This is a genomic window from Pseudomonas fluvialis, assembly GCF_002835605.1.
GTDB lineage: Bacteria > Pseudomonadota > Gammaproteobacteria > Pseudomonadales > Pseudomonadaceae > Aquipseudomonas > Aquipseudomonas fluvialis.
In genome coordinates, this window is the sequence record NZ_PIYS01000019.1 from 1 (window position 1) to 25,651 (window position 25,651).

The 25,651-nt window shown below is 54.8% G+C and carries 22 protein-coding genes; 10 read left to right on the top strand and 12 right to left on the bottom strand.

All coding sequences use genetic code 11. The features are described 5' to 3' along the window. The first annotated feature begins 18 nt into the window (after positions 1-18). On the top strand, positions 19-1,350 hold the full coding sequence (locus CW360_RS11520) for an IS4 family transposase (protein WP_170307333.1): 1,332 nt from the start codon (positions 19-21) through the stop codon (positions 1,348-1,350). Between the two features lie 312 nt (positions 1,351-1,662). Here the strand turns inward: CW360_RS11520 and CW360_RS11525 are convergent, their stop codons facing one another. From CW360_RS11525 to CW360_RS11540, 4 genes are all read right to left on the bottom strand, one after another. Further along, positions 1,663-2,844, bottom strand: coding sequence for an SEL1-like repeat protein (locus CW360_RS11525; protein ID WP_101193809.1), 1,182 nt, complete (start codon positions 2,842-2,844; stop codon positions 1,663-1,665). A gap of 219 nt (positions 2,845-3,063) precedes the next feature. Beyond that, on the bottom strand, positions 3,064-3,927 hold the full coding sequence (locus CW360_RS11530; RefSeq protein WP_101193810.1) for an Nmad3 family putative nucleotide modification protein: 864 nt from the start codon (positions 3,925-3,927) through the stop codon (positions 3,064-3,066). Further along, entirely contained in the window at positions 3,927-4,592 is a 666-nt protein-coding gene (locus tag CW360_RS11535) for an Nmad2 family putative nucleotide modification protein (RefSeq protein WP_101193811.1), read from the bottom strand. The genes CW360_RS11530 and CW360_RS11535 overlap by 1 nt, the downstream gene beginning before the upstream one ends. Before the next feature lie 11 nt (positions 4,593-4,603). Further along, the gene (locus tag CW360_RS11540; RefSeq protein WP_101193812.1) at positions 4,604-5,017 is read right to left on the bottom strand and encodes a hypothetical protein; all 414 of its coding nucleotides are present in this window, start codon (positions 5,015-5,017) and stop codon (positions 4,604-4,606) included. A gap of 299 nt (positions 5,018-5,316) precedes the next feature. On the opposite strand from CW360_RS11540, the gene CW360_RS16970 reads away from it, so the two are divergent. The 4 genes from CW360_RS16970 to CW360_RS11565 all read left to right on the top strand — a co-directional run bounded on the left by CW360_RS16970 (position 5,317) and on the right by CW360_RS11565 (position 8,025). Beyond that, positions 5,317-5,949, top strand: a complete 633-nt coding sequence (locus CW360_RS16970; protein ID WP_212633296.1) for a hypothetical protein — start codon at positions 5,317-5,319, stop codon at positions 5,947-5,949. A gap of 9 nt (positions 5,950-5,958) precedes the next feature. After that, the gene (locus tag CW360_RS11550) at positions 5,959-6,300 is read left to right on the top strand and encodes a DUF4258 domain-containing protein (protein WP_101193813.1); all 342 of its coding nucleotides are present in this window, start codon (positions 5,959-5,961) and stop codon (positions 6,298-6,300) included. A gap of 15 nt (positions 6,301-6,315) precedes the next feature. Beyond that, positions 6,316-7,101: a hypothetical protein gene (locus CW360_RS17110; RefSeq protein ID WP_101193814.1), complete on the top strand. Its 786-nt coding sequence runs from the start codon at positions 6,316-6,318 to the stop codon at positions 7,099-7,101. Positions 7,102-7,392: 291 nt separating this feature from the next. Next, positions 7,393-8,025, top strand: a complete 633-nt coding sequence (locus CW360_RS11565; RefSeq protein ID WP_101193816.1) for a hypothetical protein — start codon at positions 7,393-7,395, stop codon at positions 8,023-8,025. Between the two features lie 189 nt (positions 8,026-8,214). Here CW360_RS11565 and CW360_RS11570 read toward each other — a convergent pair whose 3' ends face one another. Genes CW360_RS11570 through CW360_RS11590 form a run of 5 tightly spaced genes read right to left on the bottom strand, consistent with a single transcriptional unit; the run spans position 8,215 to position 13,915 of the window. Next, positions 8,215-8,571 (bottom strand): hypothetical protein, encoded by a 357-nt coding sequence (locus CW360_RS11570; RefSeq protein ID WP_084342384.1) that lies wholly within the window; start codon positions 8,569-8,571, stop codon positions 8,215-8,217. Then, positions 8,564-10,456, bottom strand: coding sequence for a TniQ family protein (locus tag CW360_RS11575; protein WP_101193817.1), 1,893 nt, complete (start codon positions 10,454-10,456; stop codon positions 8,564-8,566). The genes CW360_RS11570 and CW360_RS11575 overlap by 8 nt, the downstream gene beginning before the upstream one ends. A gap of 9 nt (positions 10,457-10,465) precedes the next feature. Then, a complete protein-coding gene (locus tag CW360_RS11580; protein WP_093985488.1) occupies positions 10,466-11,371 on the bottom strand; it encodes a TniB family NTP-binding protein in 906 nt (301 codons plus the stop codon). Beyond that, positions 11,368-13,296 carry a Mu transposase C-terminal domain-containing protein gene (locus CW360_RS11585; protein ID WP_093985487.1) on the bottom strand — a complete coding sequence of 643 codons (1,929 nt, stop codon included), beginning with the start codon at positions 13,294-13,296 and terminating at the stop codon, positions 11,368-11,370. Before CW360_RS11585 ends, CW360_RS11580 begins: the two co-directional genes overlap by 4 nt. Then, a complete protein-coding gene (locus CW360_RS11590; RefSeq protein ID WP_093985486.1) occupies positions 13,289-13,915 on the bottom strand; it encodes a hypothetical protein in 627 nt (208 codons plus the stop codon). Before CW360_RS11590 ends, CW360_RS11585 begins: the two co-directional genes overlap by 8 nt. A 207-nt stretch (positions 13,916-14,122) precedes the next feature. On the opposite strand from CW360_RS11590, the gene CW360_RS11595 reads away from it, so the two are divergent. Together CW360_RS11595 and CW360_RS11605 are read left to right on the top strand one after the other, a co-directional pair. Further along, positions 14,123-15,022, top strand: a complete 900-nt coding sequence (locus CW360_RS11595) for a hypothetical protein (RefSeq protein WP_101193818.1) — start codon at positions 14,123-14,125, stop codon at positions 15,020-15,022. Between the two features lie 334 nt (positions 15,023-15,356). After that, entirely contained in the window at positions 15,357-16,658 is a 1,302-nt protein-coding gene (locus CW360_RS11605; RefSeq protein ID WP_101193820.1) for a hypothetical protein, read from the top strand. A 363-nt stretch (positions 16,659-17,021) separates the two neighbouring features. Here CW360_RS11605 and CW360_RS11610 read toward each other — a convergent pair whose 3' ends face one another. Next, positions 17,022-17,894: a helix-turn-helix transcriptional regulator gene (locus tag CW360_RS11610; protein WP_101193821.1), complete on the bottom strand. Its 873-nt coding sequence runs from the start codon at positions 17,892-17,894 to the stop codon at positions 17,022-17,024. Between the two features lie 122 nt (positions 17,895-18,016). Here CW360_RS11610 and CW360_RS11615 point away from each other — a divergent pair, with 122 nt between their 5' ends. The 3 genes from CW360_RS11615 to CW360_RS11635 all read left to right on the top strand — a co-directional run bounded on the left by CW360_RS11615 (position 18,017) and on the right by CW360_RS11635 (position 23,514). Beyond that, positions 18,017-18,271: a hypothetical protein gene (locus tag CW360_RS11615; RefSeq protein ID WP_170307389.1), complete on the top strand. Its 255-nt coding sequence runs from the start codon at positions 18,017-18,019 to the stop codon at positions 18,269-18,271. Between the two features lie 170 nt (positions 18,272-18,441). After that, the gene (locus CW360_RS17115) at positions 18,442-20,673 is read left to right on the top strand and encodes a hypothetical protein (RefSeq protein ID WP_245874712.1); all 2,232 of its coding nucleotides are present in this window, start codon (positions 18,442-18,444) and stop codon (positions 20,671-20,673) included. Between the two features lie 423 nt (positions 20,674-21,096). Then, positions 21,097-23,514, top strand: a complete 2,418-nt coding sequence (locus tag CW360_RS11635; RefSeq protein WP_101193823.1) for a DEAD/DEAH box helicase — start codon at positions 21,097-21,099, stop codon at positions 23,512-23,514. A gap of 165 nt (positions 23,515-23,679) precedes the next feature. On the opposite strand, the gene tnpC is transcribed toward CW360_RS11635, so the two are convergent. Next, on the bottom strand, positions 23,680-25,191 hold the full coding sequence (gene tnpC, locus CW360_RS11640) for an IS66 family transposase (protein ID WP_101192531.1): 1,512 nt from the start codon (positions 25,189-25,191) through the stop codon (positions 23,680-23,682). A 19-nt stretch (positions 25,192-25,210) separates the two neighbouring features. Continuing rightward, positions 25,211-25,570: an IS66 family insertion sequence element accessory protein TnpB gene (gene tnpB, locus CW360_RS11645; protein WP_058151328.1), complete on the bottom strand. Its 360-nt coding sequence runs from the start codon at positions 25,568-25,570 to the stop codon at positions 25,211-25,213. Positions 25,571-25,651: the final 81 nt, after the last annotated feature.

The window sequence follows — 25,651 nt, forward strand, 5'->3', positions numbered from 1 at the left end:
CCTGGCATCGGATTTTTTATGTCTCTGCAACAGCAACTGCTCGACTTAGGTGAACTGTTCAACTTCTCGGATCTGAGCACCTTCACCCAAAACATCCCGATCGAGTGGGTGGCATCCGCTCTGGACTTGTCCGCCCAGGCCACCATAAGGCGGCGGCGTCTGCCCAGCGATCAGGTGCTCTGGCTGGTGCTTGGCATGGCCTTGTTCCGTGACGAGCCGGTGCATGAGGTCGCACGACGCCTGAATATCTGTGCCCAGGGGCTGGCCTCTCACGACCTGCTGGCCCGAAGCGGTGTCACCGAGGCGCGTAAACGATTGGGTGCCGATCCGGTTGAGTGGCTGTTTCGTCAGACGGGTAACCAGTGGGGTTGCGAGCGCTATGAGGGCGATACCTGGCAGGGCCTGCAAGTATTGGCCGTGGATGGCGCACTCCTGCGCACCCCAGACACGCCTGAACTCCGAGAGCATTTCGGCTCCGGCAATACCTCCACCGAGCGCCAGACGCCGTTTCCCATGCTGCGACTGGTAGCCCTGATGAACGTGCGCTCGCACCTGATTCTGGATGCGCAGGTGAGTCCCTACCGGCGCAGTGAGATGCGCTTGGCCGATGAGTTTATGCAGCAGATTCCCAATCAGTCGGTGACGCTGTTCGATAAGGGCTTCTGGAGTGCCGACTTGCTGTTGCGCCTGGGCGCCGCAGGGGAAAGCCGGCACTGGCTGATTCCGGCCCGCCAAGGGCTGGTTGGCGAGGAAGTCGCTCGTTACGGCAAGGGCGATCGTTTGCTGCGCATGAAGGTGTCGGCACAGGCACGAAAGCGCAACCCCGACCTGCCGACGCACTGGGAGGTACGTGAAGTCAGCTACGCCGTGAAGGACAAGATCAAGACAGTGCTCACCTCGCTGCCTGCGGATACTTACAGCGCCAAGACCATCGCCAAGCTGTATCAGGAGCGCTGGGAGATCGAGCTGGGCTTCCGGGATATCAAAAGCTCTCTGCAGCAGAATGCGATGACCCTGCGCAGCAAGGTAACGGAGCTGGTCTACCAGGAGGTCTGGGGCTTGTTGTTGGCCTACAACATCATCCGCCGCGAAGCCGGTCAGGCAGCCGTCGCCTTCGGCCGCTCTCCGGGCGACATCCGCTTCAAACCAGTAGCTCAATACATCGCCGTGCAATTGATCGTGATGGCGGCGGCCAACCCGATTTCAGCAACAGGAACACGATTGTCGGAGCTGAGAGCAGGAATCGGTGGGCTGTTTCTGGATCACCGTCCAAGGCCATCAAGACCAAGGACGGTGAAGATCTCAAAGACCCGTTATCCAGTGGATCGAAAGGCTGCTCCGCTTAAGTGAACAGCATTACGGCGGTAGCCGGGTTTTTTATGGCTATAAATGGAGGCGGACAAAGATAGCCGACCTCAAAAGCGCGAAAACACTGGGCTGAAGGCGACTTCAGACAGACTTAATGAACCCTGTCGGTCAAAGTAAATAGGCCAAAACCTACCTTCGGACAATGTTACTTTCCAAAGCCAGTAACGACGGGGCTTCTAGCCAGTCCTAACCCATCAGGAGGCGACATGATATTAGGATATCTTGTCGGCATCTCCTCTCAATTGACAGGTTGTCAATACGATTACCTTACATCACTCGGAACCTAGATAGAAGCTAAGCATGCTTGATCCGGTTGAGGAACTCGCGCGCCGCTGCCCTGGCCCTCACGTCATCTGAAGCACTTAATGGCTCCAGATGCACCCCTTCATCACCATCCACGTAGAGCGGCCCACCTTGGTCATCATCGTACTCCTGGCCTGCATACAGACCGCCATCGTGGTATGCCCGCAGCGTACTCTCGCGCAGATCAGTACCCAGATGCTCGGCAAGGTAAATCCAGACCCAGTTCTGGAATAGATTTCCCCGGTCATCTTCATCAATCAGATCACGCATCGCATCGACGTCACCATGCAGAGCAGCCTGATGATTCCAATGCCTTGCAGAATCAACATCATCGGCATCCTCAGCCAACCAGACCAGAGAGCGCATCGCCTCCACATGACCTAAACCTGCGGCCTCCTTGTACCAATGCTCAGCTTGCTCATGGTCACCCCGATGCTCAGCACGCTGCGCCTTCTCAAGAGCAATATCCAACCTGGCATCTGCCCACCCCAGACGTGCTGCCTCATTCAAATGAAGTGCCTCTCGCTCGGCATTCAGCAGGTGAGCCTTGTAGGCCGTCGCCCATTCGAGCTGCACCCCATCAAGATCGCGGCCCTGCTCCATCAGCGAGTACCAATAGGAGGAGCCCTCCTCTTCACTGAGGTCATCGCCTCTATATATAAGTGCCAAAGCGTAGTGAGCTGCCGCGCTGCCTCTCGAAGCCGCACCGTTTAGGCCGTCAATCAACAACGTAATTTTTGCAGGGTCGCGCGATGGTGACGGGTTGCCTCCTGACTCAGAGTCAGAGGCTTCATCCTCGTCCTCCTCATCAAGGTCATACCAATCCTCGGGATATGCCCAGTAGCCTTGTTGCAGGGTATCTGCAATCAACTCAACAGAGGCAACCCCCAGACGCTGGTCAGCAATCATGCTGAGCAAGGTCTCACCAGCCGTGTCAGCAACCGACTCATAACCCAACTCGGCAAATCGACGATGAAGTGTTGCCAGTGAAGAAGCCACAGGCACTTGCGCGCGCTCCATTACGGCCATGATGTGGGCCGCATCCAACGAAGCACGGGTATTGAACCCAAAGCTCGCTGCAAATAGCTCATAGATATGCGAGTGGCGAAATGATCGCTGAGTAGCAGACTCAAGCTGTTGCTTGGCGGCGTAGACGAGTTCTTTGATAGCCATGAAACCAATCCTCATCGCCTGACGTACGGAGCGAACGGCACACGTTTAAGCCCCGGACATCCAGGCTTGGAAGGGTTTCTCAGCTAGAGAGATATGAATCGAAGGAATGCGAAGCCTTTTTTAACTCGTGTGCAAGTTGGGCGGGCGCCTGCGACAGATTCTAGCTAGCAATCTGTCGCAAAGTCGAGCGCTGCGCCAGCCGACTCGCTAGACACCATTTCACTTGCTGGAGGAGCTGGCTTCCAGCAGGGAAAGAATCCACTGGACAGGAGCATCCTGCCCCTGCGTGTCAAAGACGAACTCTTGCCCTCTGGCCACACTGTTGAGCAAACACTCATCACCAACTACGCGCCATCGACGTTCATCACCGTGATAACTCAGCTGTGAGCGTCCATCTACTGGAGCCAAAAAGCTTGGAAGCCTCCAGCTAGTCTGGGCATTACTCTCGGGGGCTGTCAGCACCAACCTCTGATCGAAATGCGTGAATACACCTGCTCCTTGAGCATGGGTGTGAGCGTCGCCAATGACTAGCTGATCTGCCGACTCGTACAGGGTATTAGATGCATCTGGGGAGTAGGCGAAATGCGGGTGATAGCGGGCCCAAAGCATTTCATCGCTAGGGAGTTCATCGACCTGGTGAATCCGCCCAATCTGCATCCAGCCCCAGATGATATGGCGTGCCCGTTCCGTTCTTTTGAAACGCCAGCCATCTGCTGTCTGCTCAACAGACCTAAAAGATCCGAAGAACAGGAACACATCACCGACCTGAACGCCCTGCTTACGCAGGTGTCCCTGGGCACTACCGGTCTGCCCCAATAAAGGTTTCCAACCAGGCAATCGCGGTAAAGAATCAGCACGCAGGTCTGGATCTAAGTGGGCGAAATGGCGACTCCGCTTGGCATCGCCTGTGAGCTCTACAACCAGATCACCAACGTTCATATCCCCAAACGACAGGTCTTGATAGGCAATGGGGGAGCCTTTATCCGGAATGGGCAATGAAAGCATGCGCCCATCCGGAAAAATCGGGCTTGGACACCCCCCTGCCGTGGAATCAAAACCTTTGCGGCTCAGGATGATGCGCATCAGCGGCCTCCGCATTTAGATGTGCTGGTGAGTTCATCTTCAGGCCACTGCGTCGGATTTCCATGCCTACCCGGTTGGTAACGCGAGCGTATAAAAGAGATAAAACGTTCGGCTAACGCTTCGGTGGACTGTATGCCATGAGCCGACTGCCCACGGGGTAGCGCTGGGCGGACGGCTTCAGGGAGTGAAATGGCTTGAGCTCCGAAGTAATAGAACTCGTCGGCAATCAAGGCGTACTGCCCTGATAAATCTCGGCGTAGATCAAAAGGACTGGGAGCATCAGCTCCCGTATCCCAATGATTGGGATTGGGGATTTGCTCAAAATGCGCGGGTTCGAATGCACCTGGCACAAGGGGTCTGTAGATGTTATCCCCCGCTTTTGGGGTAGGGCCGGACTTGCCGAGGTTAGGTATTTTGTCCTGGAAAAGAGGGTCGCTGTAGTACTCGCGTAGGTGCAGTTTCTTACCCACCTGCATCAGGTAAATGAGGCGCTCCTCACCAACCTGATCCCCTGTCAGAGCCTTGGAAGTAAATCCTGCAATCCAATCACCCTGTTTCTTCAAGCGACGGATCTGCGGCTTGCAGGTCGCAAGCGTCAGCGTGTGACCAAATGGGTTCGGGGCGAATCCAGTGTCATGAGTCATTTTGTAGCTGAACAACCGCATTGGTAGCTCCTTTACCAGCAGAACATCAAACTATAAGGCTCGCCCGTACCGACCTCAAGCCAATCCAAAGATACTCGGTGCAGGTCACCGAATACCGTCTCGCAGAAGTGGCCATGACGGCTATATGCAGACAGATCCGCCGACCCTCCCTCCAGAAAGAAACCGTGGAGTGTCGTGAACGTACCTGCGATTGGCAGCTCTAGCCTGCCCAGAGGCTTGCTTAGCTGTGTCGAGAGCCACCTCAATGCTTCGACAGAAGCATGATCCCTGAGAGCACCAGCACCAAGGAGGCAGTACAACTGCTTAGCTTCATCCACAGTTATGGATGCCCTCAATACCTGCATACCCTGCCCTGAAGCAACAAGAGCCATCAGGTCGATATTCGATACCACATCGCCGATCTCCGGCCATTCAATAAGTGTCATCTGTGCCGCCTCCTCGTGGTGTCACGCAGACAGGCTTTAGGCCGCTCTAAAAGCACAGCAAAACGTGACACATGTCGCACTTTTAGCAGCTAAACAGCTAACTCCACCCTGCTGCGCAAATTCCTCATCCGGTTAGCAGCGGATAGCACGAGCACGTATGCCAAGGCGCCAAGCCGTTTTTAGCGGCAGCGACAGCCCCATTCAGAGCAGTTTGTAAAATTCCAAAACAAATGGAACATTCCATTGACAGTGGAATCTTTTGAGTTCAATCTGCGCACATTCCAAACGGAGTGGAACATATGCGACTCGAAGATCTGTTTTGTAATCACGCCAAGCCACAGACCAAGATCCGCCGCGACCAGCTAGCCACCGAGGTCAACGATGCCTACGTGGGGCACCTCAATGCTGAATCCGACAAGTATCAATGCGATCCGGAAGATCTAGATAAGGTTCTTGGCGGGGCTTCGCATTTCAATGCTATCGCCGAGAGCTGCTACGACTACGCAGTTGAAGGCCAACTCAAGACAACCGGCGTCGGCACACAAGATGACAACTGGCTGGACTTTGCATCCTTCATTAATCAAGCCCGCTGGGACGACGAGTTCCACAGCGCAAACTCCCTCGCACCAAGCCTTGAACACTTATTCAAGCTGGGAGCAATTCGTGCGCGCCTGGACAGCGACACGCTTGGTGATGTCGTTACTGAGGCTCTACCTACGGTGCTAAAAGATTCCGAGTGCGGATACCTCACCCTGAACGAAGTCGCCTTCCTCGCACAGATGACTGAAAAAGCCGTGCGCAACGCCACTCAACCCACCGCGCCAGATCGTCTTCACACTCGAAAAGAAGGGACTCGCACTGTGGTGGACTCCCATGAAGCGCTGCGCTGGCTGAAAGGGCGCCGCCACTTCAAGCCGACCGTACTGGTTTGAGGTGCTCTCATGTTCATGACCCGACACGCCGAACTGCGTTGCCAGGAGCGGCGTATCAGTGAAAAGCAATTGGAATGGCTGCTGTGCTACGGAGAGGAAAGCCATAACCGAGGCGTCTGCCTGTGCTTTTTCGACCAAGCAGGTTTCTCACAGTTACTGGGGGATGTAGACCCCACAAACCAGGAACTGGCCTTACGCAGTAGCGACATCTACGCGGTGCTGACAGAGAGCAAGGTCATCACCGTGGGTTATCGGGACGAAAGGCTGAAGCCGCAAAAAGCACACAAGCGAGTTCGACGTGGTACGCCCACTAACTCAGCTGCCCGTCGCATTCACCGCCGTACGCGTTAACTCAAGGAATGAATCATGAGCCACTTTGAACAATTCAGCCCGATCATCCTCAACTCAACTATTAACCTGAGCGGCGCCGATTTGCCCAAGGAGTTGTTGCTGTCATCGGAGGGCAATTTTCAGACTTTCTACGCCCCCTTCGACTACATCAACACTAAAGCTCGGATCACTATCTGCGGCATCACGCCAGGTCACCAGCAAGCGGTGAACGCACTGAGCGAGGCACGTAGACAGCTAAAAGCCGGGGCATCCATTGAAGAGGCCAGAAGGAAATCCAAGGAAACCGCGAGCTTTTCTGGGCCAATGCGCAACAACCTGATTGCCATGCTCGATCACATTGGCATTGCGAAACTGCTCGGGATTGATAGCTGTGCCCGGCTATTCGATACCCACACACACCTGGTGCATTACACCTCCGCACTGCGCTATCCAGTTTTCGTCAATGGCGCGAACTACAGCGGCAGTCCATCAATGCTCAAGCAGAAATCCATGCGAGAGCAGGTCGAGACGCATCTTGCCGAGGAGGTAAAAGCACTGGGCAATAACTGCCTCTACGTTCCCCTTGGGCCCAAAGTGGCCGAAGCCCTTGAGCATCTACAACGCCAAGGCCTGCTCAAGCCTGAGCAGGTTCTCGCAGGTCTTCCCCATCCGTCAGGCGCTAACGCCGAACGCATCAGTTACTTTCTGGGCAACAAAGCTCGTGAACACCTATCTGCAAAAACCAATGCGCAGGTACTGGACGCTGCACGAACTCAGCTGTGCGCCAAAGTATCCAGCATTGCAGCTCAAGGGTGGCGCTGATGCGAACACTCTTAAATTTGCCAATGTGGACACTGTTGTCGATCAATCTCTGGGGCTTCCGAAAACTGCTCACGATGGCCGAGGAACAAACTCAGGACGCTCTGAACCTGTTTTGCAGTAGCTGCTCGACTGATAGCAGCATCTGTGAGCGTCCTCAGCATTGCCGGCTGCAAAGGCTCAGGGATCGAGAAGCTCTCCTTAAGAACGTGATACTCGAAACAGAAGACCGAATAGCTCGGCTGGTCGGACTCTGACGAGAGAAAACCCATTTTTAGATCCAAGCACAGCACTATGAGCAACCTCTTCAGCGGGCCGTATTTTGATCATGTGATGGCACAAGAGCCGCTCCGATCAGCCGAATACTTTACCCATGGCTCCTCAGCAATGCTTTTTCGGCGTGACGGCCAGCTCTATCGGCTAACCACTGACGGAAGAGGCCACTGCTTTCTTTCCGAGCAGTCAGCCAAGGGCAATCCACACGTGGTCAGGGTTATCCAGGACTTCGGGCCAGTAGCACCAGCCGATGATGCATATTTGGACGATGAGTTTTACTGGTTAGCACAGGTTGAATGGCTTCAACCTGTAGATCCCACAAGTACCGAGGGTGCTCGACTGACCGAGCTATTCACACAGCTGACAGATGGCGAACTGGTAGAGCATGAGCATCGTGCTCAATTCCTCGAACGATGCAGTCAGGTTGCGCGCAACCAATCCGAGTTCGCTCCTCTGCTCAACACCCTGATTCAGGCAGCTCAGTATCTGCCCGAAAATGATGGGGCTGTGGATTGCAACATCACAAACGTCATGCGGCGGCCCTCAACAGGCATGATCATTTGGAGCGATCCTATCCACTTCACGCCGGGATACATCACTGAGGCTCAACAGATACAGATGAATGTGCTCCGCCAGCAGGTCGCACAATAGACCGCAAGTATTCATTTTTTAGCTTCACGATCAGAATGAAAGCGCAAAGGAGCTGCGATGACACAACAAATTGGTCGCGATGGTCGAGTCTTAGAATCGGGCGATCTGATCAGGGTAACCCTGGTATGGCCGTACCGGGGCCATACAACAAGTCGGTCACCGCACTCAGCTCGTCCATATCCACTCCCGCTATTGAAGGCACCAGCGCGACTGCACCATCCGCGCCGTCTCATAGAGATCAATCAGATGGCGCAGTGACTGAAGCCCACCCGGCGCAAAATTCACGATCACGAAACAGTCGAAATCTTCTGTGTGGATCAACCAGCGCGCCCCATCGCGCACGACATGGCTGATCTCCCCCGAGGTGAGTACGGCGTGCTCCGGATAACGGCGGACTTTGTAGGCATGGCCCCGCACGCAGTTGCAGCTGATAGAGGCATTCACCAGGAAGCCAGTAATGACTTCGTCGGGGTAATGCTCCAGCAGCGCTTCGAGTAAAAGGCGTTGCGTCCGCGCTGGCAGACGGGAGCTGATTCGGTCAGACACAGAGCACCTCCGGCGGTTGGCAATACCAATCCACCACTGCCTTCAGTTCAGGGTTTTGGCTCGTGCGGGCGCTGGGTTTGGATGGCCGTGACCAAGTAGGGGCTCGATTAGAAACGATGTTCACCAACGCATCGACCGAGAGCAAAAGCCCGCTCTCCACCTCTCCACTGGGGCCAGTCACCAGTGCGCCAACCCTCTTCATTGTCCCCTTAAGCCAGGCCGACTTGCTGCCCAGTCGATCTGCCGCATCTGCTGCCACCACATAGGTGGAAAGGAATGCAATGAGGTCGGCCAAACTGATGAATGTCCGGTATTTCTTGCCAGGTTCAACACGTGCCCGAAGGTAACCGGCATCGATCCACCCCTTGATGGTTTGATGCTTCCACGGCGTTATCTTGGTCAGGTCGGTGATAGTGAACTCAATACCGGTTGAGTGCTGAGCCGACACGTCTGCCAGCGTTTCTTCATCAAAGCGAAACGCCGCAAACCCCTGGATACCTCGCACACGGCCTAGCGGTTTAAGATCACCCGCAAATACTCGCTTAAGCAGGTCATTGGCTTGCGCGTTGGAAAAGCGCTTACCACTGATATCCGCAAATGACAGGCTGCGCTTGGGCTCATCGATCTCGCCGCAGCTCTCGGTCAGCCGTTCGAGCAGAGCCAGCGCTTCACTTTTGCGATAGTCCCCCCGTGCAAACAGCGGGCGCTGCATCTCCGACACCGGGCTCAAGAGCCCAGTTTCCGCAAAGCGGTCTCGGGTACGTCGACTGATGCCGAGAAGTTTGAGCAAATCCTTCCCGTAGAGGAAATCCGCAGCCGCTTGCTGGTGTGCCTCAACCTCTGTGCGCTTAACCAAGCAAAATTCACTGGTCGCGCCCTGCAAGATGGTTCCACCCAACGCCCCCGACTTCACCAGAGCCACAATGCGATCTGCGGAGCTCTTCAAGGTACGCGCGGCCTCGGCAGCCGTGAGAGTCGCTTTCAACCCAAGCAGCTCGGCGCCGAGCTGTTTCATCTTGCGATTGATCGGAGCATTGGCCCGCTCAAGAATCAGCCGGTGGGCCATCTCGCGGAGGGGGGCATACACCTCACCCGCAAATTCTGTGTTCAGCTCGCGGTACCAGGAGCCCAGGTTGAGCATGAATCGGCTGGACGCCATTTGATTGGCCGCTTCAATCTTGGCTTCGACGAAGTCCCTGAAGCGAGGCAGCAAATTGTTGCCGATTTGATGACTGGCTTGGCACACCGCCAAGGCTTTGTCCGTATCGATGGGCGCATTTTTCCGATGCGGTTCCGCCAACGTCAGATTCGCCAGAAACAATAAAAAGGCATCAACGTCTTGGGGCAGCGCCTCCAGTCCCGGCAGCGAAATGCCACTGGCAGGCCACAAGAGGCTGGCCACCCAAAGGCTCGCGGGATCTGCTGGCGCGACATCCGCAGTGGTCAGGTCGTACCCACACCGGCAGGTTGTAATCGAGTGGCGCTTGAGGTCTAGCGGTGCCGAACACTCGGAGCAGGCTTCCAACAGTGAGCGCTGGTGCTCCGGGCATGCAGTGAACAACTGATGATGCCAGGCCTGACGGATGTAGGCGGACGCGCGCAAACACTCGACACAGACCGGAACTGCTGCGGTGCGGAGAAATCGCCCTTGGCTGAGCGAGCCCGCGACTTGTGAGAAACCGGCAAGCTGTTGGATCCCCGCACAATCCAAGCCATGCGTCTCACTGACGGCATTGAGCTCAGCCTCACTGTAACGGGCTTTGAGTCGAACTCCCGCCTCTCGGAGCAGGGCGGCAGAGGAGTCCATGAAGTTCTCCTCAGCCAACCGCAGGAGATAGCCATTTACGCTTTCATCAGCGAAGGGGGTCAGGGGGAATGCCAGCATGATGAACCCTCAAACCTTCACGCCAGCTTCGGACATGACCTTGGTGTACACCAACGCCATATGCTCGGTCTGAACCGTGATCCTACGGTCAAACGGATTGAAGTCGATCAGACGCCCGATGACTGCCGCCTCATAGGCTTTAGCAAACTCGGGGTACAGCGCCTCCCCATTCGTTGAACAGACTTCGACCTCACGAAAGAGCTTGACGATCAGGCCAAAACGCCCCGCACACGCGATATACATGCGCTTGGCAAACTCGGCATCCTTGAGATCGAACGTGCGCCAACCGTTGTTCGCCAGGTATTGCAGCGCTGTCGCCAACGCTGCCCGAAAATGTGTGTAGTCCGGGCCCTGCCAGTCATACGGATAAAATTGGAATGGCCGCCTGACACGATCCGCCAGTTGCTCATTTTCCTGGAACAGTTGATTAAGCGATGGCAGACCGGCGAGAACGATACTGGCTTCCAGTTTTCCATCGAAAAGCTTAAAAAAGTCAGCCGCCGCCCGCACCGTGGTGCTACTGCCGCGCTCCAGCATGTGCTGGCACTCATCAAAGATGATGAGTTCCGTTTTCCGCTTATTGGCTGCTTTGATAAAAGCTTCCGTCGCCGCGACATGGTTCTTAAAGCCCCCAGTGCTCATGCCAATGCTGCTCAGGCAAGCATCTGGCAGGGCTCGTGCCGTCAGATGTTTGGGACTCACCACCGAGATCACGCTCTGCGATCCGACAGGGGAGGTGCGCAAGATCTCTTGGATCGCACGGGCCAACACCCTCGTCTTCCCGACCCTCGTGGGCCCAACGACTGGCTGAATTTGGTAATCCTTATTACGCGCACGCTCTACAGCCGCCAAAATCACAGCAAGGGCGGATGAAAAGCGCTCATGCTGAACGAGCTGATCGTAAATACAACTCATGGCTTGATGACCTCGGCAGGGGCCGGTACAAAGTCATCATCCGGCTCGACCGGCATGACACTGCGTGCGACCGGAGAAACCGCCTGCTGGTCAAGCTGGGTTTGCACGTCACGGTGATAACCCTCACGGGCTTTTTTCTGACCTGCACGGTTATGGTCGGAAATCTTTGAGCGACGCCGGGTGCTGTCTGTCGTCCATTTGATCAGCAAGCTTGCGTAGACACGGTGGTAGTCATGACCAGTCATGGTCTGCGGGTCACGCTCATACTGCTTACGAATCTCTTTGATGACCTCGAACGAGACATTTGGAACGTCGCGCATCTTGCAATCGAGCTTGATCAATTCACCGCTACGGGGATCAACGGCATAAATCGCCGCACATTCGGCAGGGTTAAACAGAATCGTCACAGGCTTCTGAAGATAATCCCGCGTCACGTCCCGAAAGGCATAGCTGTTGTACTGAAAGCCCTCGAAATCGATCCCGTAGTGTTGCACAGTACGAGTCGTCTTATTCTTATGCAAAATCAAACGCTGAACCTGCTCAAGAGATGGTGGTGGTGGTGGCATGAATCTTTTGAGTTCTTCATCCATCGCCTGTTTAATTGTCATGTTTTTTCCATGGCGAAATCCGAGCTTCACGACAGGCTGATTTACGTAGTAGTCCGCTATGAACTGAACAACATCTTTGTACACTTGCTCGACGGTGTAGCAAGCCTCGTGTTCCGCTCGCTCATGTCGATTCTTGATTTCTTTCTCAGCGCTTTTCTTAGAGCCTGGCATCAGATTAAATACCATCTTATCCAAGGTATTAAAAAGTGACTCTACGTGGGGCTTATCGTCCCCGCGATAAGCGCGGGCATAATGGATATCAATCCCAAGATCTCGGACGAGCTCTAATGACACACCCGCCGCATTCTCAGACGCATTATCCAATAGAGCCTTATTCAGCCCACACGGCGCAGGCCAATCTGATTTCAATTCAAAGCGCTCTTTGAATTTCTCGTCTTTCGGGGAAAAGAAAAACTCAAATAGCTTGAGCAATGAGTATTCACTGGGTGTCCCGGCTGTCACATAAATGCCCACGGGATAGCCTGTACGGCTACAAACCATTGAGTACAAGGTCAATTTTGAAAATTTTCGACCAAATTCATCCACAACATACATATCAATCGTCTTGGCGTCGATTTGCACCAATTCAAAAGCATGCTCTACGTAAAACTCATTAACCGCTTGCCGTGACAATAGGCGATAAGTCCTGGGATCAATTCGCCCATCCAAGACGATATCCCGAGGCATTTCTTGAAGCACGCGGGACACCAGTTTCACGCTGATCGTCTGGTTACCCTCAACCAGGCAATCTGAGCCTTTCAGGCGGTCATTCACAATCCGCGCTGTAGCTGCTAGGTTCAGCTTGTCATCCTTGGCATAGGTATCCAGGATAGCTGCTCGGACGAGCTCTTTAGCTGCCGCTTTTACCATCCAACCTTTACCGCCACGCGCGCGGTAGTTCGGAATCAGGGCTTCAAAACCTCCTTTCGAATATTTTTTCTGATACTGCCTGATGGTTTTTGGACACGGCACCTTTTTCTCGTGCTCAATGCCAACTTTAACCCTTAACTCATTCTTTTCTTCCTGCGAAGCTCGCAGATATTCTTCGCTGTCAACTAACTTTATGATGTCTCTGCGAAAAATAGCTTCCGCATATTCTGAAGGCTCCCAAGTCTTACCTTGACGCTCAGTCGCATACCCTGGGATCTTGATCACTCCAGTTGCCAGTTCGTTATAGAACTGCTGAAAGTCCATAACCCGCTCAATACCACCCTTGCCGCGCAGGACAATATCTTTCAAGTCAACTTGCATTGACTTGATAACGAAGGGCTGTCCGGAAATATTCACAACCCCGTTTTCTCGGATTGGATTATTCATCGCTATGAACCTCCAGCATTTCCAGATTTCCATTCCCTGGGTACACGTCGAAATCCATTGATTGAATCAGTACTTTATTTAGATCCATCTTCAAAACGCCGCTCAGCAGCCCTGCCAGCAAAAAATAGTTATTCGGTTCCAATCCGCAGAGCACGTCTCTGACATACCCCGTCTTATTGTTAAGTTGGCTGACTTGCTGTGCCCAGCCTGGCAGTTGCTGAGCGCATTGCCGGGCGAAATGGTGCAATACGTTCACATTTACCAAAAACGTTTCAGTTAAATCCTCTTTGCAAAGCACTCTGAATTTCATACCGCGTCGCTGACAAAATTCACCAACAAGTGCAAAGAGTTCTTTGTGCTGCGTGCAGTAGCGCTTCGGCTTCACCTCAAAGACATACGTAATGCCATCAATCACATCCGTGAAATCCGGTGTGTAGTACTGACTATATTTGGGCTTGTTAGCGGGTAGGGCTGTCAGTACCTCACCCCGAACTAGATCAAATGTCATAGCCTGAGCCCGCAGTTCACTGCTCCTCGGATCCAAGTCGAGTACCTTGGCCAACACCATCTCGTCACGCGATTCCAAGCGGATTTCCAAGCCGCTTTTCACCGACTTCATCACATACGCCTTGCGGCCACGGTTGCTGCGACGAGATACGTCTCGGGTCGTGCTATGGCTTTGAGCATCTCTCTTCATTTGGTACGCTTCACCAATAAATCCATTACACTAGGTATAGCCAGACTCACCGATCAGGTCAAGCTTTTTTTTGGTGAAGCGTATCAAATAGAATAGTATGACTTTCAGGTGCCATCAGGAGAGCACGCCATGCCCCGTAAGCCACAGACGCACTGGTTTGGCCTCTATCAAAACCTTCGGCCCAAGGTCGACTGTCACCAGGGTGTCGAGAGCATCTACCAGCTCATTCGCCGCGAAGCCGAAGACACTGGTTACGATGAAAAGGTGATCAAGCGCATGCTCAATGCCGGGGCATTTCTTGAGCGCATGACTGACGGCTCTCTCTCAGTGGAGCAGGTCAAATGCGGCTACGCCCACGCCGAGTTGCTGGAGCGCCTGTACAAGCTGAACGCACAGGCAGCTCAGGCCAGCCTCAAGGCGATCCTGGACAACCAGGTAACCCTGAAAGTACTCCGTGAAACCTTAGACTCGATGGCCGCAGAGTCTGGGCATGCGCAAATCACGGCTCGCTCCCGCGCCCGTCAGCGTGTGGCCGAACATCAGCGCCTTTGTATCAAACTTGCTCAACAGGCGGGGCCCCGTTTTTTTGGCAGCGCTGAAGGCGAAATGGTGCTGGTGAAGCACTTCCGAACGCTACGACAATTTATTCTGATCAATAACCCAGGCCAGCCCATCGCAGTCATTCCGCGCCTGGGCGACACATCCTTGAAAGAGGGGGCAGCCGCCGAAGAGCTGCTCACGCTAGCCATGTCAGTGAAGCGCTACTTCCAGCGCATTTGGCTACTACTGCCTTCTGACTCAACTCTGGCCCTAGAACTGGTCGCACGGGCTGAGCAGATCGGTGCGTTTGAAAGTTGGTTGTATCTGGCAACGCCTAGCGCGGATTCATCGGAATTAATCCCCTATCGAAATAGGCGGCGCGCCCTCGAAAAGGATGTTCAGGGAGAGGATGACAGCGCTTGGGAAGGGGTCTCGCTGCGTGATGGCCGAAAATTATCCGGCAGCCTCGATCCAATAGAGAAAAATTGACCATTTGCGCGCGGGCCTTCTGCCCAGCGTCTCCGTACCTTTGGCCATGTAGCTATTTTGCTACTTACCCAGGAGATGCAACATGACTCGTCAGACGCCCAAACTCACCGCACAGATGGCCAAAAGTATTAGCGGAAAGCCCTCCAGCAATGGAGGACAAAATAATTCTCGACCGGCACCCAGTAATGCTTTCCCTGGAGGTAACTGGCCAAGCAAAGTGCCAGGGCATAAATCAGGTGGCAACCGGGGACAAGGGCCCAAAACCTAACCACCAGGACACACTGCCCGCTGCTGGCAGCGGGTAGTCAACACGGACGAAGAGCGTGCCGCCGCTATGCCCAAAGAACATTACACCTTACGACCACCCTACCCACGACTCGGAGAGTGCTACCGCCTTTTGGCGAAGGCACTTGATACCAAAGCCAGCAACCGCCATGTGGATAAGCTGGCTCGGGAAGGGGATTTTGATTGGCAACTACTGACACAACTGCGCGATGAACTGCTCGAAGCGCCGTTGAGCAGCAGAAGTAATGCGCAATTTGCTCGATTTGTTGCCTCGGCGGTCGAGGCCCTGCAAGAAAACTACATGCAACTGATCAAGACCATAGCCTTGGACGCCTTAACTCGTGAGCAAGCGCTACCTGTATTGGCAGAGCATTTCTTGGCGCCTTATCTCGGCTCCTTTCTCCTGCAAATGCACAAGGCAATCCCCAGTCCATCCTTGCCGCAGCTATTAGATGAGCAGCACCACCCTGTAGAAGTTACCCTGGCCTGGCTGGAACGCGAGCTGGAAATAGCGCCCAACCATCTGGGCCAGTACCTATATCCTGATGCTTCCGGCGAGAACAAGAACGGACGCGAAGCGATCCGCCGTTGGCGACAAGGCGAACAGCTGCCGGATCTTCAGAGCATCGCATTGCTTCATCAGAAATTGCAGGCGCAGTTCATGGCTCGCCCCCTGCTGCTGCGCGCCTTCACCGAATGGCTAATCGTCGCACGTGCCCTAGTCGTCTTCGAAAGCGCAGCCTTGAGTTATGTCCGCTTACGCCACTGCATACTCCAGCAGGTGTTGAGCGACCTCCCCATCATCGATATCGGCGTGATGCTTTCCACGCTGAATATTCAGGCCGCAGAACATAAGCGTGAACTGGTCGAAAGCGGCCTGTTGCTGTTTGAGCAGTTGAAGCGCACCACGGAAAAGTCCCTCGGCGACCAGGCCCGCACACGCTTCGCCCTGGATCAATTCCGCCTGCTCCTGGGCCACCACGACCCGGACGGCATCAGTACCTACTATCTGGAATGGCTGGAGGGCCGCTGGCATGTGCTGGCGGGGCAATTAGAAACGGCGCTCCTGCATTTCGAAAAGGCTGCCGACCTGGCCCTCTACCGCTCAGGCCAAACCCAGAAAGACATTCTGCGTGAAGCCCTGCTATTGGCCGCCTACTTGGGCAAGCGCCCGCTGTACAAGCGCCTCAAGCACCGCGCCCTAGTCATGGGCCTCAGCTATCTGCCGGGCTGGGAAGAGTCCGTGGCGTCTGATCATGAGCTGAAGCTGATTCGCGACAATTTCACGGTCAAATTCCCGGAGCGAGGCCGCTTTGTGGATCCTGTGCCGGAGTTCAGTGCGCTGCATTAGCAGCGCCACTGCGCGTAATAGGACGTTATGGTCAATCAGACACCGCACCTGACCCGATAGCGGCGACCGCCTGATCCCTGGCGGTCACCAGTGTCCGCCCCTGCGCTATACCAGACCCGAGGGGATTGACCGTAGGGGGGATGTATCTGCCAAACACGGGTCTGTACCTAATGTTTACGCACGAAAAGTCGACAGGTCGATCACTCCAACACAAGCCGGTAGGGTCATCATCAACATGACCTGGAGGTGTTCGATGTGGATGCTCAGCTCAATTGATGCAGGATTGATCGCAACAACCTTGGGTGGCGTATTTTGGCTGCTCGCCCGGATCGCTTACGGCCCAGCGGAATAAATCAAACGCACCTAGGAGTACAACCAAACGCCCAGTTCATCGAGGTTGCTGACCACAATCTGTTGGGCGCTAGCCTTGGTCTGCACTTTGTGCGGATCGATCTGATAGCGCTGTAACACGTATTGCACCAGTGCCCCACGAGTCGCCACTTTCAGCTGCCCAGCCTGCATCCCAAAGTCCACCTCGATGATGCTGCGTTGGTCGGGTTTCAGCCGAGGATCAGGCTCTATCACCACTTCAACCTCACTATTCCAACCGTCATCCGCGTCGCGGCCTTGGTCGGACTCACCAAGCACGTCCAGCTCACCCCTGAAGCGACTCAAGACAAAGTCCCGGTAGTCGCGGTTCTTTTCACAGTAAGCCCGCACGTGCCAGCGCATGCCGGTATAGACAAGGGTGTGAGGTGCGATCAGGCGTGTTTCGGCCACTGGGTTGGCCAAAGAAACATAGTCGCACTCCAGGCGAAGTCCCTCACGACAGGCACGCAACAGCGGGCGCAAGACTTCAGGCCTAACCGAACGATCCGGCACATTCAGAACTTCGGTATGCGCGTAAGCCAGCGCTAGGCCTTCGATGTGTGGTGCCCGCTCGCTGTTTTGGTTCAGTAAATGCAAGTAGGCACTGGCACTGTCATCAATAAACAGCGGGCTGAATCGGCGACTGGGTACATAGCCTTTGATGTGCTTGTCGTAGTCCAAGTTGCCGGGCGCGTGGTCAGCCAGATAGCTGTTGATGTCTTTCGAAGCTTGTTGCCGGCTGATACCGAAGCTCTGCATCAAATGCCCCGTGGTGAGTCGCCCCTCCCAAAGCGCGATGGTCTCAATCAATCGGTAACGTAGTGCCAGATCCCAACGAACGCTGGTTATTGATTGCTTACGCTTCATGCGAGGGCATCCTGCTCAGAAAGTTTACCTGTTCATGTAACCAATATTTCTATGTCGCCAAACCTTACATAAGGTTTACCTGACAGTTCAATTCGATCTGCGGAAATTTCACGGGAGGCCACATGGAACCGTGGGTTCATGGAGAGCTAGCTGTTCTTACCCTCGTGTTCCAGGGATTGATTTTCCTGGTCATGCAGCAAAAAAATCTGGTCATCCAAAAACTACTGAGAGGTCAGGCCCAGATAAGCGAGTTACGCCGCCGCACGATCATTGGGCTAGAGCATGAAAACGCAGAACTGAAAGCCATGCTTAGAGCCCATGAGGCCCAGTTGATACAGCTTTCGCGACGCATCGATGTGAGCGAATCCATTAGCTAGCGAGTGCTGGCCATGCGGACAAGAAATTAATGTTTTGGTTGCTGTTTGCCTTTACCCACAAGGTCGGTCTGGATAATGTGACTGACGACACAAGCCACACCCCGAAGAGGTAGTGGTAACCCTACGCTCCAAAATTTGCGCAGAGCGGGTGGTGTCGTCACGGAGTCGGTATGGAAATGGATTGGGAAGCGCTTTTAGACAAACTGTGGAGCTATGCCGCATCGGATCCAAATGAGCTGGATACGAAAATCCGCGCATGCTTGAAAGGTCATTCCTCAGAGGGCCTGCTGCAAGCCGTAGCACTTCTAATTTCACAAGGGCAGCACGCCACAGCCCGAACGCTTCTCAGTGAGTTCCTTGAAAACCACCAGGCTGCGGATGAAATCAGACGCCGCCTTGAGCTCATTCTGCATTTCAAAAAAAGCCGCGCCCCCCAATCCCTTTCGCTCAAGAGCAAGCAACACAACAAAGAGACGCTGCTCAAAGACGTCAATCAGCTCGTCGCGGCAGGCAAGTTACAAGCGGCTGAATCACTCCTACTTGAAGCTATCGATACAACTGAAGAGCCTGACTACCTAAACCTACTCAGCCGCGTATACATGCTGCAACGCCGCCCAATTGACGGGGCCAAGGCGATGCAACGTGCGCTACTGCTAAAACGCCAACAAGAAGCCTTTGTCGAGCTCGCTCTAGAGCCGGAAGACGATTTACCTACAGCTAGTGACCTAGCCTTCCTCAATAACTCAGCCAAATCCCTGGCCACACTTGAAACATCATCAGAGCCAGCAGGCCAGGCATCGTCAAAAACCGAGGAAGACTCACTCAATTTCATTCAGCACGCTGCCGCTGAGCTTCCTCCTTTAAACCAAGACAATTGGTGGGAAAACTCAGCAGGCCCTGCTGCCAATGAAACCCCGGCACTCACAGATGAAAACCAAGTAATCGATGAGGCAGCGACATCACCAGCGATTATAGACTCGCCAGAGGAACTAGAAGTCTCTTCGCCAGTCCCTAAAAAGGGCATTCTCAAGCTTGTCCTGCCAAGAAAGATAAGCGAACCCGGCCAAGCTCAAGCCAGCGTCAAGATATTCAAAAAGGCCGGGCGATCTCTGAGCATCAACGATACATCGCCCTTGAGCTCACCAGCGCCATCAGAGCCTGATGACTGCCCTGTACACCAAGAACCTGCTCCTCAAACTGAAGAGTTACCAATCACTCTTCCGATTCAAGACGAGCTCCTAGATGAGCAAGACGATTACGACGACGATCTTCTAGACACTGACCTTGAGCTAGAACTAACTACTCCGGTTCAGATGGGTTTGGGGCTTGAAGATCCCGAGGATGAGCTCGACCTCGATCATGATCTGCATGATCTGAGCACCATCGAACTGGGAACAGAACGCGAAGAAGATAGCAGCAATAATCCGGATGACTTCCGTGATCTAGATGATGACTACGCCGCGTATGCATTTGACCCGGATGAGGTCTTCGACAACCAAGAACCGATAGCTGCCGAATCCAATGACTGGCTGGCAGACAAGCTTACCCGTGAAGATCGTGCACTTCAGAAAGCAGCGGAGTTGATTGCAAACGCCAACTGGCCTCTCAGCACCTTGCCTTTGATTCAGCAGATTTTTGTCATGAGCGGCTGGGGCGCAACTCGCCTTGCGTTGGAGAGAGAGATCAAAAAAGGCCTCACTCCTGGTGAGTTGATTCTGGCTGCGCACATCAAGGTGATCTGGGCTGAGAATGACATCTACTGGATCGCCTTCGATAAAACAGGAAGTAGCCGCCTGTCCCATGACGTTCTGTCCTGGCCGACAGCTCTGCTGATCGTGCGCTCCTTTGACTCTCTTCCCCAAGTAGAAGAGATCGAGGTCTTCCTCGAAAACCTATTTGCATCCTGGTACGAAAACAGCACATTGCGCCGCGCGTTTAAAGCCTTTGCACGCTACCTATGGTTCAGGTTCGCCAATCTGGAAGGTTGCTTGCCCGCCAATCAGCACTTTGACTTTTGTGATCCCCGCGAACTACCGGCAGAGGAGTACAGCGATCTGGGGTTGTGCGACCCGCTGGAGTACGAGAAAACCGAAACTCTTAGGAGCTATGGTGTGTTTCAAACCAAGCATCCACAGGAGCCAAGTTGCTATTTCAGCGACAAGAATTTCGATGCTGAATCGACGATTTTGAATGCCCGTACTGACAAGGAAAAAAATCCTTCTAAAAATCAAAATTATTCAGGGAACTTTGATACTGAAGGTGTTTCCATTGATGAAGAAGAAATGGATTCTGAAGATTCATTAATTACCGAAAAAATGATCCTAGTAAATAACTCAACGTCTTCGGCAAAAAGATCACTGGGTTTCTTTGAAAAATTAAACCTCGCCATAGCCAAGGATTAGCACATGAAGCCCCTGAGACTCACCCACGTTCCAGGCTGCTGGGTCAGCCAAACACTGCCCAGCGGCCAGGTAGAACGCCGGGGCATTGTAAAAATGAGTGTCGCTAAAGAAGCTGAAGATCAAATTCAGGTTCACTGGTTCATTCCCGAGAAGAAGCTGGCCTATGTCGATGCATCTTCCGTGCGCTCGGGCTTTCAAAATGGCATGGATGTGGTCGACGAAACCCCTGGTAGCGGTGTTCGCTCACTAGGGCAGGGCGTCATCATGCAGCAGCGTACCTTGGCAGGCAGCGAGCAAGTATTGGTCGACTTTCCTGAGCGAGGTGAGCGCCATTGGCTTCCCTATCAATATCTGCGTCAGGTAAAGGGCGTTAAGCATCGCTTTGTCACCGCCAGCAAAGGCGAAGCACACGATGCCGAGCGTATGCGCCTGCGCATGCTGGCCCATGCCATCAAAGTATGGAATGAAAACACCGGCGCCCTTTCCCATCTAGAAATTGAGCCACTGCCTCATCAGATTCACTTGGTGCACCACATCCTCGCATCCGGTAACTTCAACTGGTTGATTGCAGACGATGTGGGGTTAGGTAAGACCATCGAGACCGGAATGCTGCTGCATGCACTGCGGCAACGAGACCTGGTCAAACGCATCCTGCTGATCACGCCAGCTGGCCTGACCAAACAGTGGCAGGAAGAGCTATATCACAAGTTCAAGCTCGAAGACTTCGAGATCTATGGCGAGGATTTTTTCATCAATGAACCCCGCCAATGGAAGATGCACGACTGTGTCATCGGCTCCATGGATCGACTCAAGCAAGAGGGTCACCTAGAAAGCCTGCTCCAGGCAGAGCCTTGGGATCTGGTGATATTTGACGAAGGCCATCGACTCAGCCGTCGCCAGTACGGACAGAAGCTGGACAGTTCGGAACGCTATGACCTGGCGAAAAACCTACGCAGCCAAACCAAGCACATGCTGTTGCTGAGTGCGACCCCTCACCAGGGCATGCAAGACAAGTTTGTCGCTCTGCTGGAACTGCTTCGCCCCGAGCGACGCACCGACCTCATGGCTCTCAACATCAAGCCAGAAATCCTGCATGACATGGTGTTCCGCAATCACAAGGCGGATGTAACGGATGCAGAAGGGAACTTCATCTTCCAAGGCAAAATAACCAGTGCCTTGCAGGTACCCAGCAGCACTGAATCCATCGAATTCGATAAGACCCTCCAGAACTATCTGCGCAAAGGCTATGACGCGGGCGAAGCACTGGGACGAACCGGTAACGCCATTGGCTTCGTGATGACCGTCTACCGAAAGCTGGCAGCCTCCAGCGCGGCGGCTATTCACCGGGCGCTGTGCAACCGCCTTCAGCGCCTGCTCGACGATGAGGCCAACGGACTCTCGGATGAAGAACCCAGAGACCAGCGTTATCTGGGTGAATGGGAAGAACAGTTCACCAGTGATGCCCGCGAGTTCTTCGCCGGTGAAGTGCAGCTGCTTAAAGACCTGATTGCCGAAGCAGCAGCACTGAAAGCAAACGACCTCAAACTGAAGCTGTTTATCGAAGACATAATCGGCAAGATCCACGCTGCCAATGCCGACGAGAAGGTGCTGATCTTTACCGAATACCGCACCACTCAAAACTATCTGCGCGAAGCACTGGCTGACCACTATGGCAGCGACCAGGTCGAACTCATCAATGGCTCCATGCAACATGCTGAGCGACGCGAAGCCATCAAGCGTTTTGAGGAGCAAGGCCGCTTTCTGATTTCGACCGAGGCGGGTGGGGAAGGCATCAACCTCCAGAGCAAATGCCACGTCATGGTCAACTATGACCTGCCCTGGAACCCAATGCGCCTCGTACAACGCATTGGCCGCCTGTACCGCTACGGGCAGAAAAAGAAGGTTGTCGTGTTCAACATCCAGCAAACCGACAGTCTGGATCAGAACATCGTCGACCTGATGTACGAGCGAATCGACAGCGTGGTGACCGACCTCGCCGAGGTTCAGCGGCATGAGTTCAACGAAGGCCTGAAGGATGAAATCCTCGGCGAGCTGGCCGAGCTAATCGACGTAGAAGACATCCTGCAAGAGGCGACAAAACTCGGCATAGACCGTACCCGTGAGCGCATCGACGAAGCTCTGAACCAAGCACGCACGGCTGCCGCTAAACAGCGAGAGTTGTTTGCTCATGCAGCCACCAGCGACCCCAATGAACTGCGCGATGAACTCGAAATTACTGTCGATCATCTCTACAGCTTCGTCCTTGGAATGTTCGATCAATTGGGTATTGAGGTTGCTGAGCGCAGCCACAAAGAACGGTTGCTGCGAATCCGATTATCCGAGCAGGTGATGCGCGAAATGGGGCTATCCCCGAAGGCCTCCCAGCGTATGGACGTGACCTTGGATCGCATGCTGGCAGCCAATCGCCCAGACACCCACATGCTCGACCTCAATTCAAAGCTAATGCAGTACCTGCTGGGTAAAGCCTGCGAGCACGACTTTGGCGGTTTGGCTGCAATGCTCAAAGCGCCAGAACTCGGCGAGGGGGCACTACTTGGAGCCATGCTGCGCTGGCAAGGCCCACAGGGCAAACGCATGCGGCAGGAGTTTGTTGCCATTCAGGTTAGCGGTGGCAAAGCCAAACTGAACCCTCCAAAGGCTAGCCAATGGCTCCTGAGCCCTGCCGAACACAGCAGCCTTATCCCCGACCCTGAAGCCTCCAAAGGGCTGTTCAAGGTTGCAGAAGAAACAGCTAACCAGCGACTGGCCGATGCCAGTAACCGCTACCTGATACCCGAGAATTTGGACTGGGCTGCCGCAGGCTGGACGCAGCAGCACTGAGTTCGCACACTTTAGGCATAAGCGCCGCACCGTTTTAGTTAAGGAAGAACTTCATGAGTCAACACGACGTCAGCCTGCACGACCTGATCCTTCAATTACTCCCGAAGGACGGCAGCAGCATCGTAAGCGCTCCATAAACCCCGTCCTAGTGGACGGGGTTTGTTTTCAGGAAGCAAAGGCAGAAGCCGGCGAGCAGTTCCACGGCAGCAGCGCTTCGTAGTCCTCGACGCTCTGTGCCGTTGGCAGGTGTTCGAGGATGTGGCGCAGCCAGGCGTAAGGCTCTTGGCCGTTGGCCTTGGCGGTTTCGATCAGGCTGTAGATCTGTGCGCTGGCCGTGGCGCCCTTGGGCGTGTCGCTGAACAACCAGTTCTTGCGACCGATGACGAACGGGCGGATGGCGTTTTCGGCGCGGTTGTTATCGATGGGCAGGTTTCCACCTTCGACGTAACGCACCAGCCGGCCCCAGTTGCTGGCCAGGTAGTTTACGGCCTTACCCAGAGCCGTCTGCCCAGCAACCTGCGGCTGGGTCTTGTCCAGCCAGGCCTTGAGTTGATCGAGCAGCGGTTGGCTGCGTTGCACTCGGGTGGCCTGCCGCTCGGCATCGCTGGCGTCCTTCAGTTCACGTTCGATGCTGTAGAGCTTATTGATCAGGTTCAGCGCCATGTCGGCACGGCCGGTCTTGCCCTTGGGCTGCACTTTCTGCGCCTCGACGAACTTGCGCCGCGCATGCGCCCAGCAGGCCAACCGCTCGATGCCCTCTTGCACGGCCACGGCGTTGTAGCCAGCGTAGTCGTCAGTCATCAGGTAGCCGTGATAACCATCGAGCAGGCGCAGCGGTACCTCCTGCGCGCGGCTGGTGGTGTAGTCGAAGAGGATCACCGGCTTATCTGGCGGCCCGCCGCTTTGCACCCACATCCAGGACTGCGCGGTGGGATCGCGTCCGGGTTCGTGCAGCACCTGCAGGCGGGTTTCGTCACAGTGCAGCACCGGGTAGTCCAGCAGTTTGTCGCGCATCAGGTTGAGCAGCGGCTGCAGCTGCTCGCCACTTTGGATCACCCAGCGCGCCAGGGTCTGGCGGGGAATGTCGATGCCGTGGCGACCGAGCATTTTCTCGAAACGGTACAGCGGGATGCCGTCGGCGTACTTGGTGGTCAGCAGCATCGCCAACACGCTGGGACTAGCCAGGCTCTTCTCGATCAGTTGGGCCGGTTTGTCGGCGGTGACCGGTGCGGTTTCGCAGGCCTTGCAGGCGTAAGTCTTGCGGATATGACGGATAACCCGCACCTGCATCGGGATGATCTCCAGTTGCTCGCTGGTCTCTTCTCCAATCACCTGCTTGCAGGCGCCGCAGGCGCAGGTCAGTTCGTGCTCGGGCAGTTCATGGACGACTTCGACGCGCGGCAGATTGGCCGGCAGCGGCTTGCGCTTGCCACGACGCTTGATCGGCGCAACGACTTCTTCGGCTTCAGCTTCGGCTGGCTCGGCAGTCGGCTCTTCGACCAGCTCTTCGGCCTCGTTGAACATGGCCAGCTGCGGTGAGTCGGCATCTTCAGGGCTGCGCTCGGACTTGGGTGAGAACAGCTTGTGCCGCAGCAGGGCGACCTGCTCCTGCAATTGCAGCACCAAGGCCTTGAGCAGGACGGGATCGTTAGGAAGGTTGTCGGCGCCAAATTTCATGGCGCTGGATTATACCGGCTCAGGCCACGAACCGCGGCGTCAGTACCTGGTGCGGACGATTGCGCCACAGGTCAATTCCGTCGAGCAGCCAGTTCAGTTCGTCAACCGTCAGCTCGATGGCCTCGTCGCCTGCATCGGGCTTGGTCTTGAAGCGCTCGGCTTCCAGTCGCTTGAGCCACAGGCAGAAACCGTTGCGCTCCCAGTAGAGAATCTTGACCTGGCTGCGCGTGCGATTGAGGAACACGAACAGCACCGGGTTGAACACTTCCACCTTGATGTCCAGCTCGACCAAGGCGGCCAGGCCGTTGATGGATTTGCGGAAGTCGACGGGCTTTGGGTAGAGGTAGACCTTCTGCACCTTGGCATCGGGACGCATCATGGGATGAACTCCAGTGAAAACGGGAGCTCAGCATCCAATGATCTGCGGCCTATGGGCAGGTGGGGTTTATGGAGCGCTTAC

Bases quoted from the DNA above. Each gene is read 5' to 3' on its own strand.
- CW360_RS16970 (WP_212633296.1), top strand. From the start codon at position 5,317: ATGCGACTCGAAGATCTGTTTTGTAATCACGCCAAGCCACAGACCAAG.
- CW360_RS11635 (WP_101193823.1), top strand. From the start codon at position 21,097: ATGCGCCTGCGCATGCTGGCCCATGCCATCAAAGTATGGAATGAAAAC.
- CW360_RS11520 (WP_170307333.1), top strand. From the start codon at position 19: ATGTCTCTGCAACAGCAACTGCTCGACTTAGGTGAACTGTTCAACTTC.
- CW360_RS11530 (WP_101193810.1), bottom strand. From the start codon at position 3,927: ATGCGCATCATCCTGAGCCGCAAAGGTTTTGATTCCACGGCAGGGGGG.
- CW360_RS11585 (WP_093985487.1), bottom strand. From the start codon at position 13,296: ATGAATAATCCAATCCGAGAAAACGGGGTTGTGAATATTTCCGGACAG.
- CW360_RS11610 (WP_101193821.1), bottom strand. From the start codon at position 17,894: ATGAAGCGTAAGCAATCAATAACCAGCGTTCGTTGGGATCTGGCACTA.
- CW360_RS11535 (WP_101193811.1), bottom strand. From the start codon at position 4,592: ATGCGGTTGTTCAGCTACAAAATGACTCATGACACTGGATTCGCCCCG.
- CW360_RS17110 (WP_101193814.1), top strand. From the start codon at position 6,316: ATGAGCCACTTTGAACAATTCAGCCCGATCATCCTCAACTCAACTATT.
- CW360_RS11525 (WP_101193809.1), bottom strand. From the start codon at position 2,844: ATGGCTATCAAAGAACTCGTCTACGCCGCCAAGCAACAGCTTGAGTCT.
- CW360_RS11540 (WP_101193812.1), bottom strand. From the start codon at position 5,017: ATGACACTTATTGAATGGCCGGAGATCGGCGATGTGGTATCGAATATC.
- CW360_RS11590 (WP_093985486.1), bottom strand. From the start codon at position 13,915: ATGAAGTCGGTGAAAAGCGGCTTGGAAATCCGCTTGGAATCGCGTGAC.
- tnpB (WP_058151328.1), bottom strand. From the start codon at position 25,570: ATGATGCGTCCCGATGCCAAGGTGCAGAAGGTCTACCTCTACCCAAAG.
- CW360_RS11565 (WP_101193816.1), top strand. From the start codon at position 7,393: ATGAGCAACCTCTTCAGCGGGCCGTATTTTGATCATGTGATGGCACAA.
- CW360_RS11605 (WP_101193820.1), top strand. From the start codon at position 15,357: ATGCCCAAAGAACATTACACCTTACGACCACCCTACCCACGACTCGGA.
- CW360_RS17115 (WP_245874712.1), top strand. From the start codon at position 18,442: ATGGAAATGGATTGGGAAGCGCTTTTAGACAAACTGTGGAGCTATGCC.
- CW360_RS11615 (WP_170307389.1), top strand. From the start codon at position 18,017: ATGGAACCGTGGGTTCATGGAGAGCTAGCTGTTCTTACCCTCGTGTTC.
- CW360_RS11550 (WP_101193813.1), top strand. From the start codon at position 5,959: ATGTTCATGACCCGACACGCCGAACTGCGTTGCCAGGAGCGGCGTATC.
- tnpC (WP_101192531.1), bottom strand. From the start codon at position 25,191: ATGAAATTTGGCGCCGACAACCTTCCTAACGATCCCGTCCTGCTCAAG.
- CW360_RS11580 (WP_093985488.1), bottom strand. From the start codon at position 11,371: ATGAGTTGTATTTACGATCAGCTCGTTCAGCATGAGCGCTTTTCATCC.
- CW360_RS11595 (WP_101193818.1), top strand. From the start codon at position 14,123: ATGCCCCGTAAGCCACAGACGCACTGGTTTGGCCTCTATCAAAACCTT.
- CW360_RS11575 (WP_101193817.1), bottom strand. From the start codon at position 10,456: ATGCTGGCATTCCCCCTGACCCCCTTCGCTGATGAAAGCGTAAATGGC.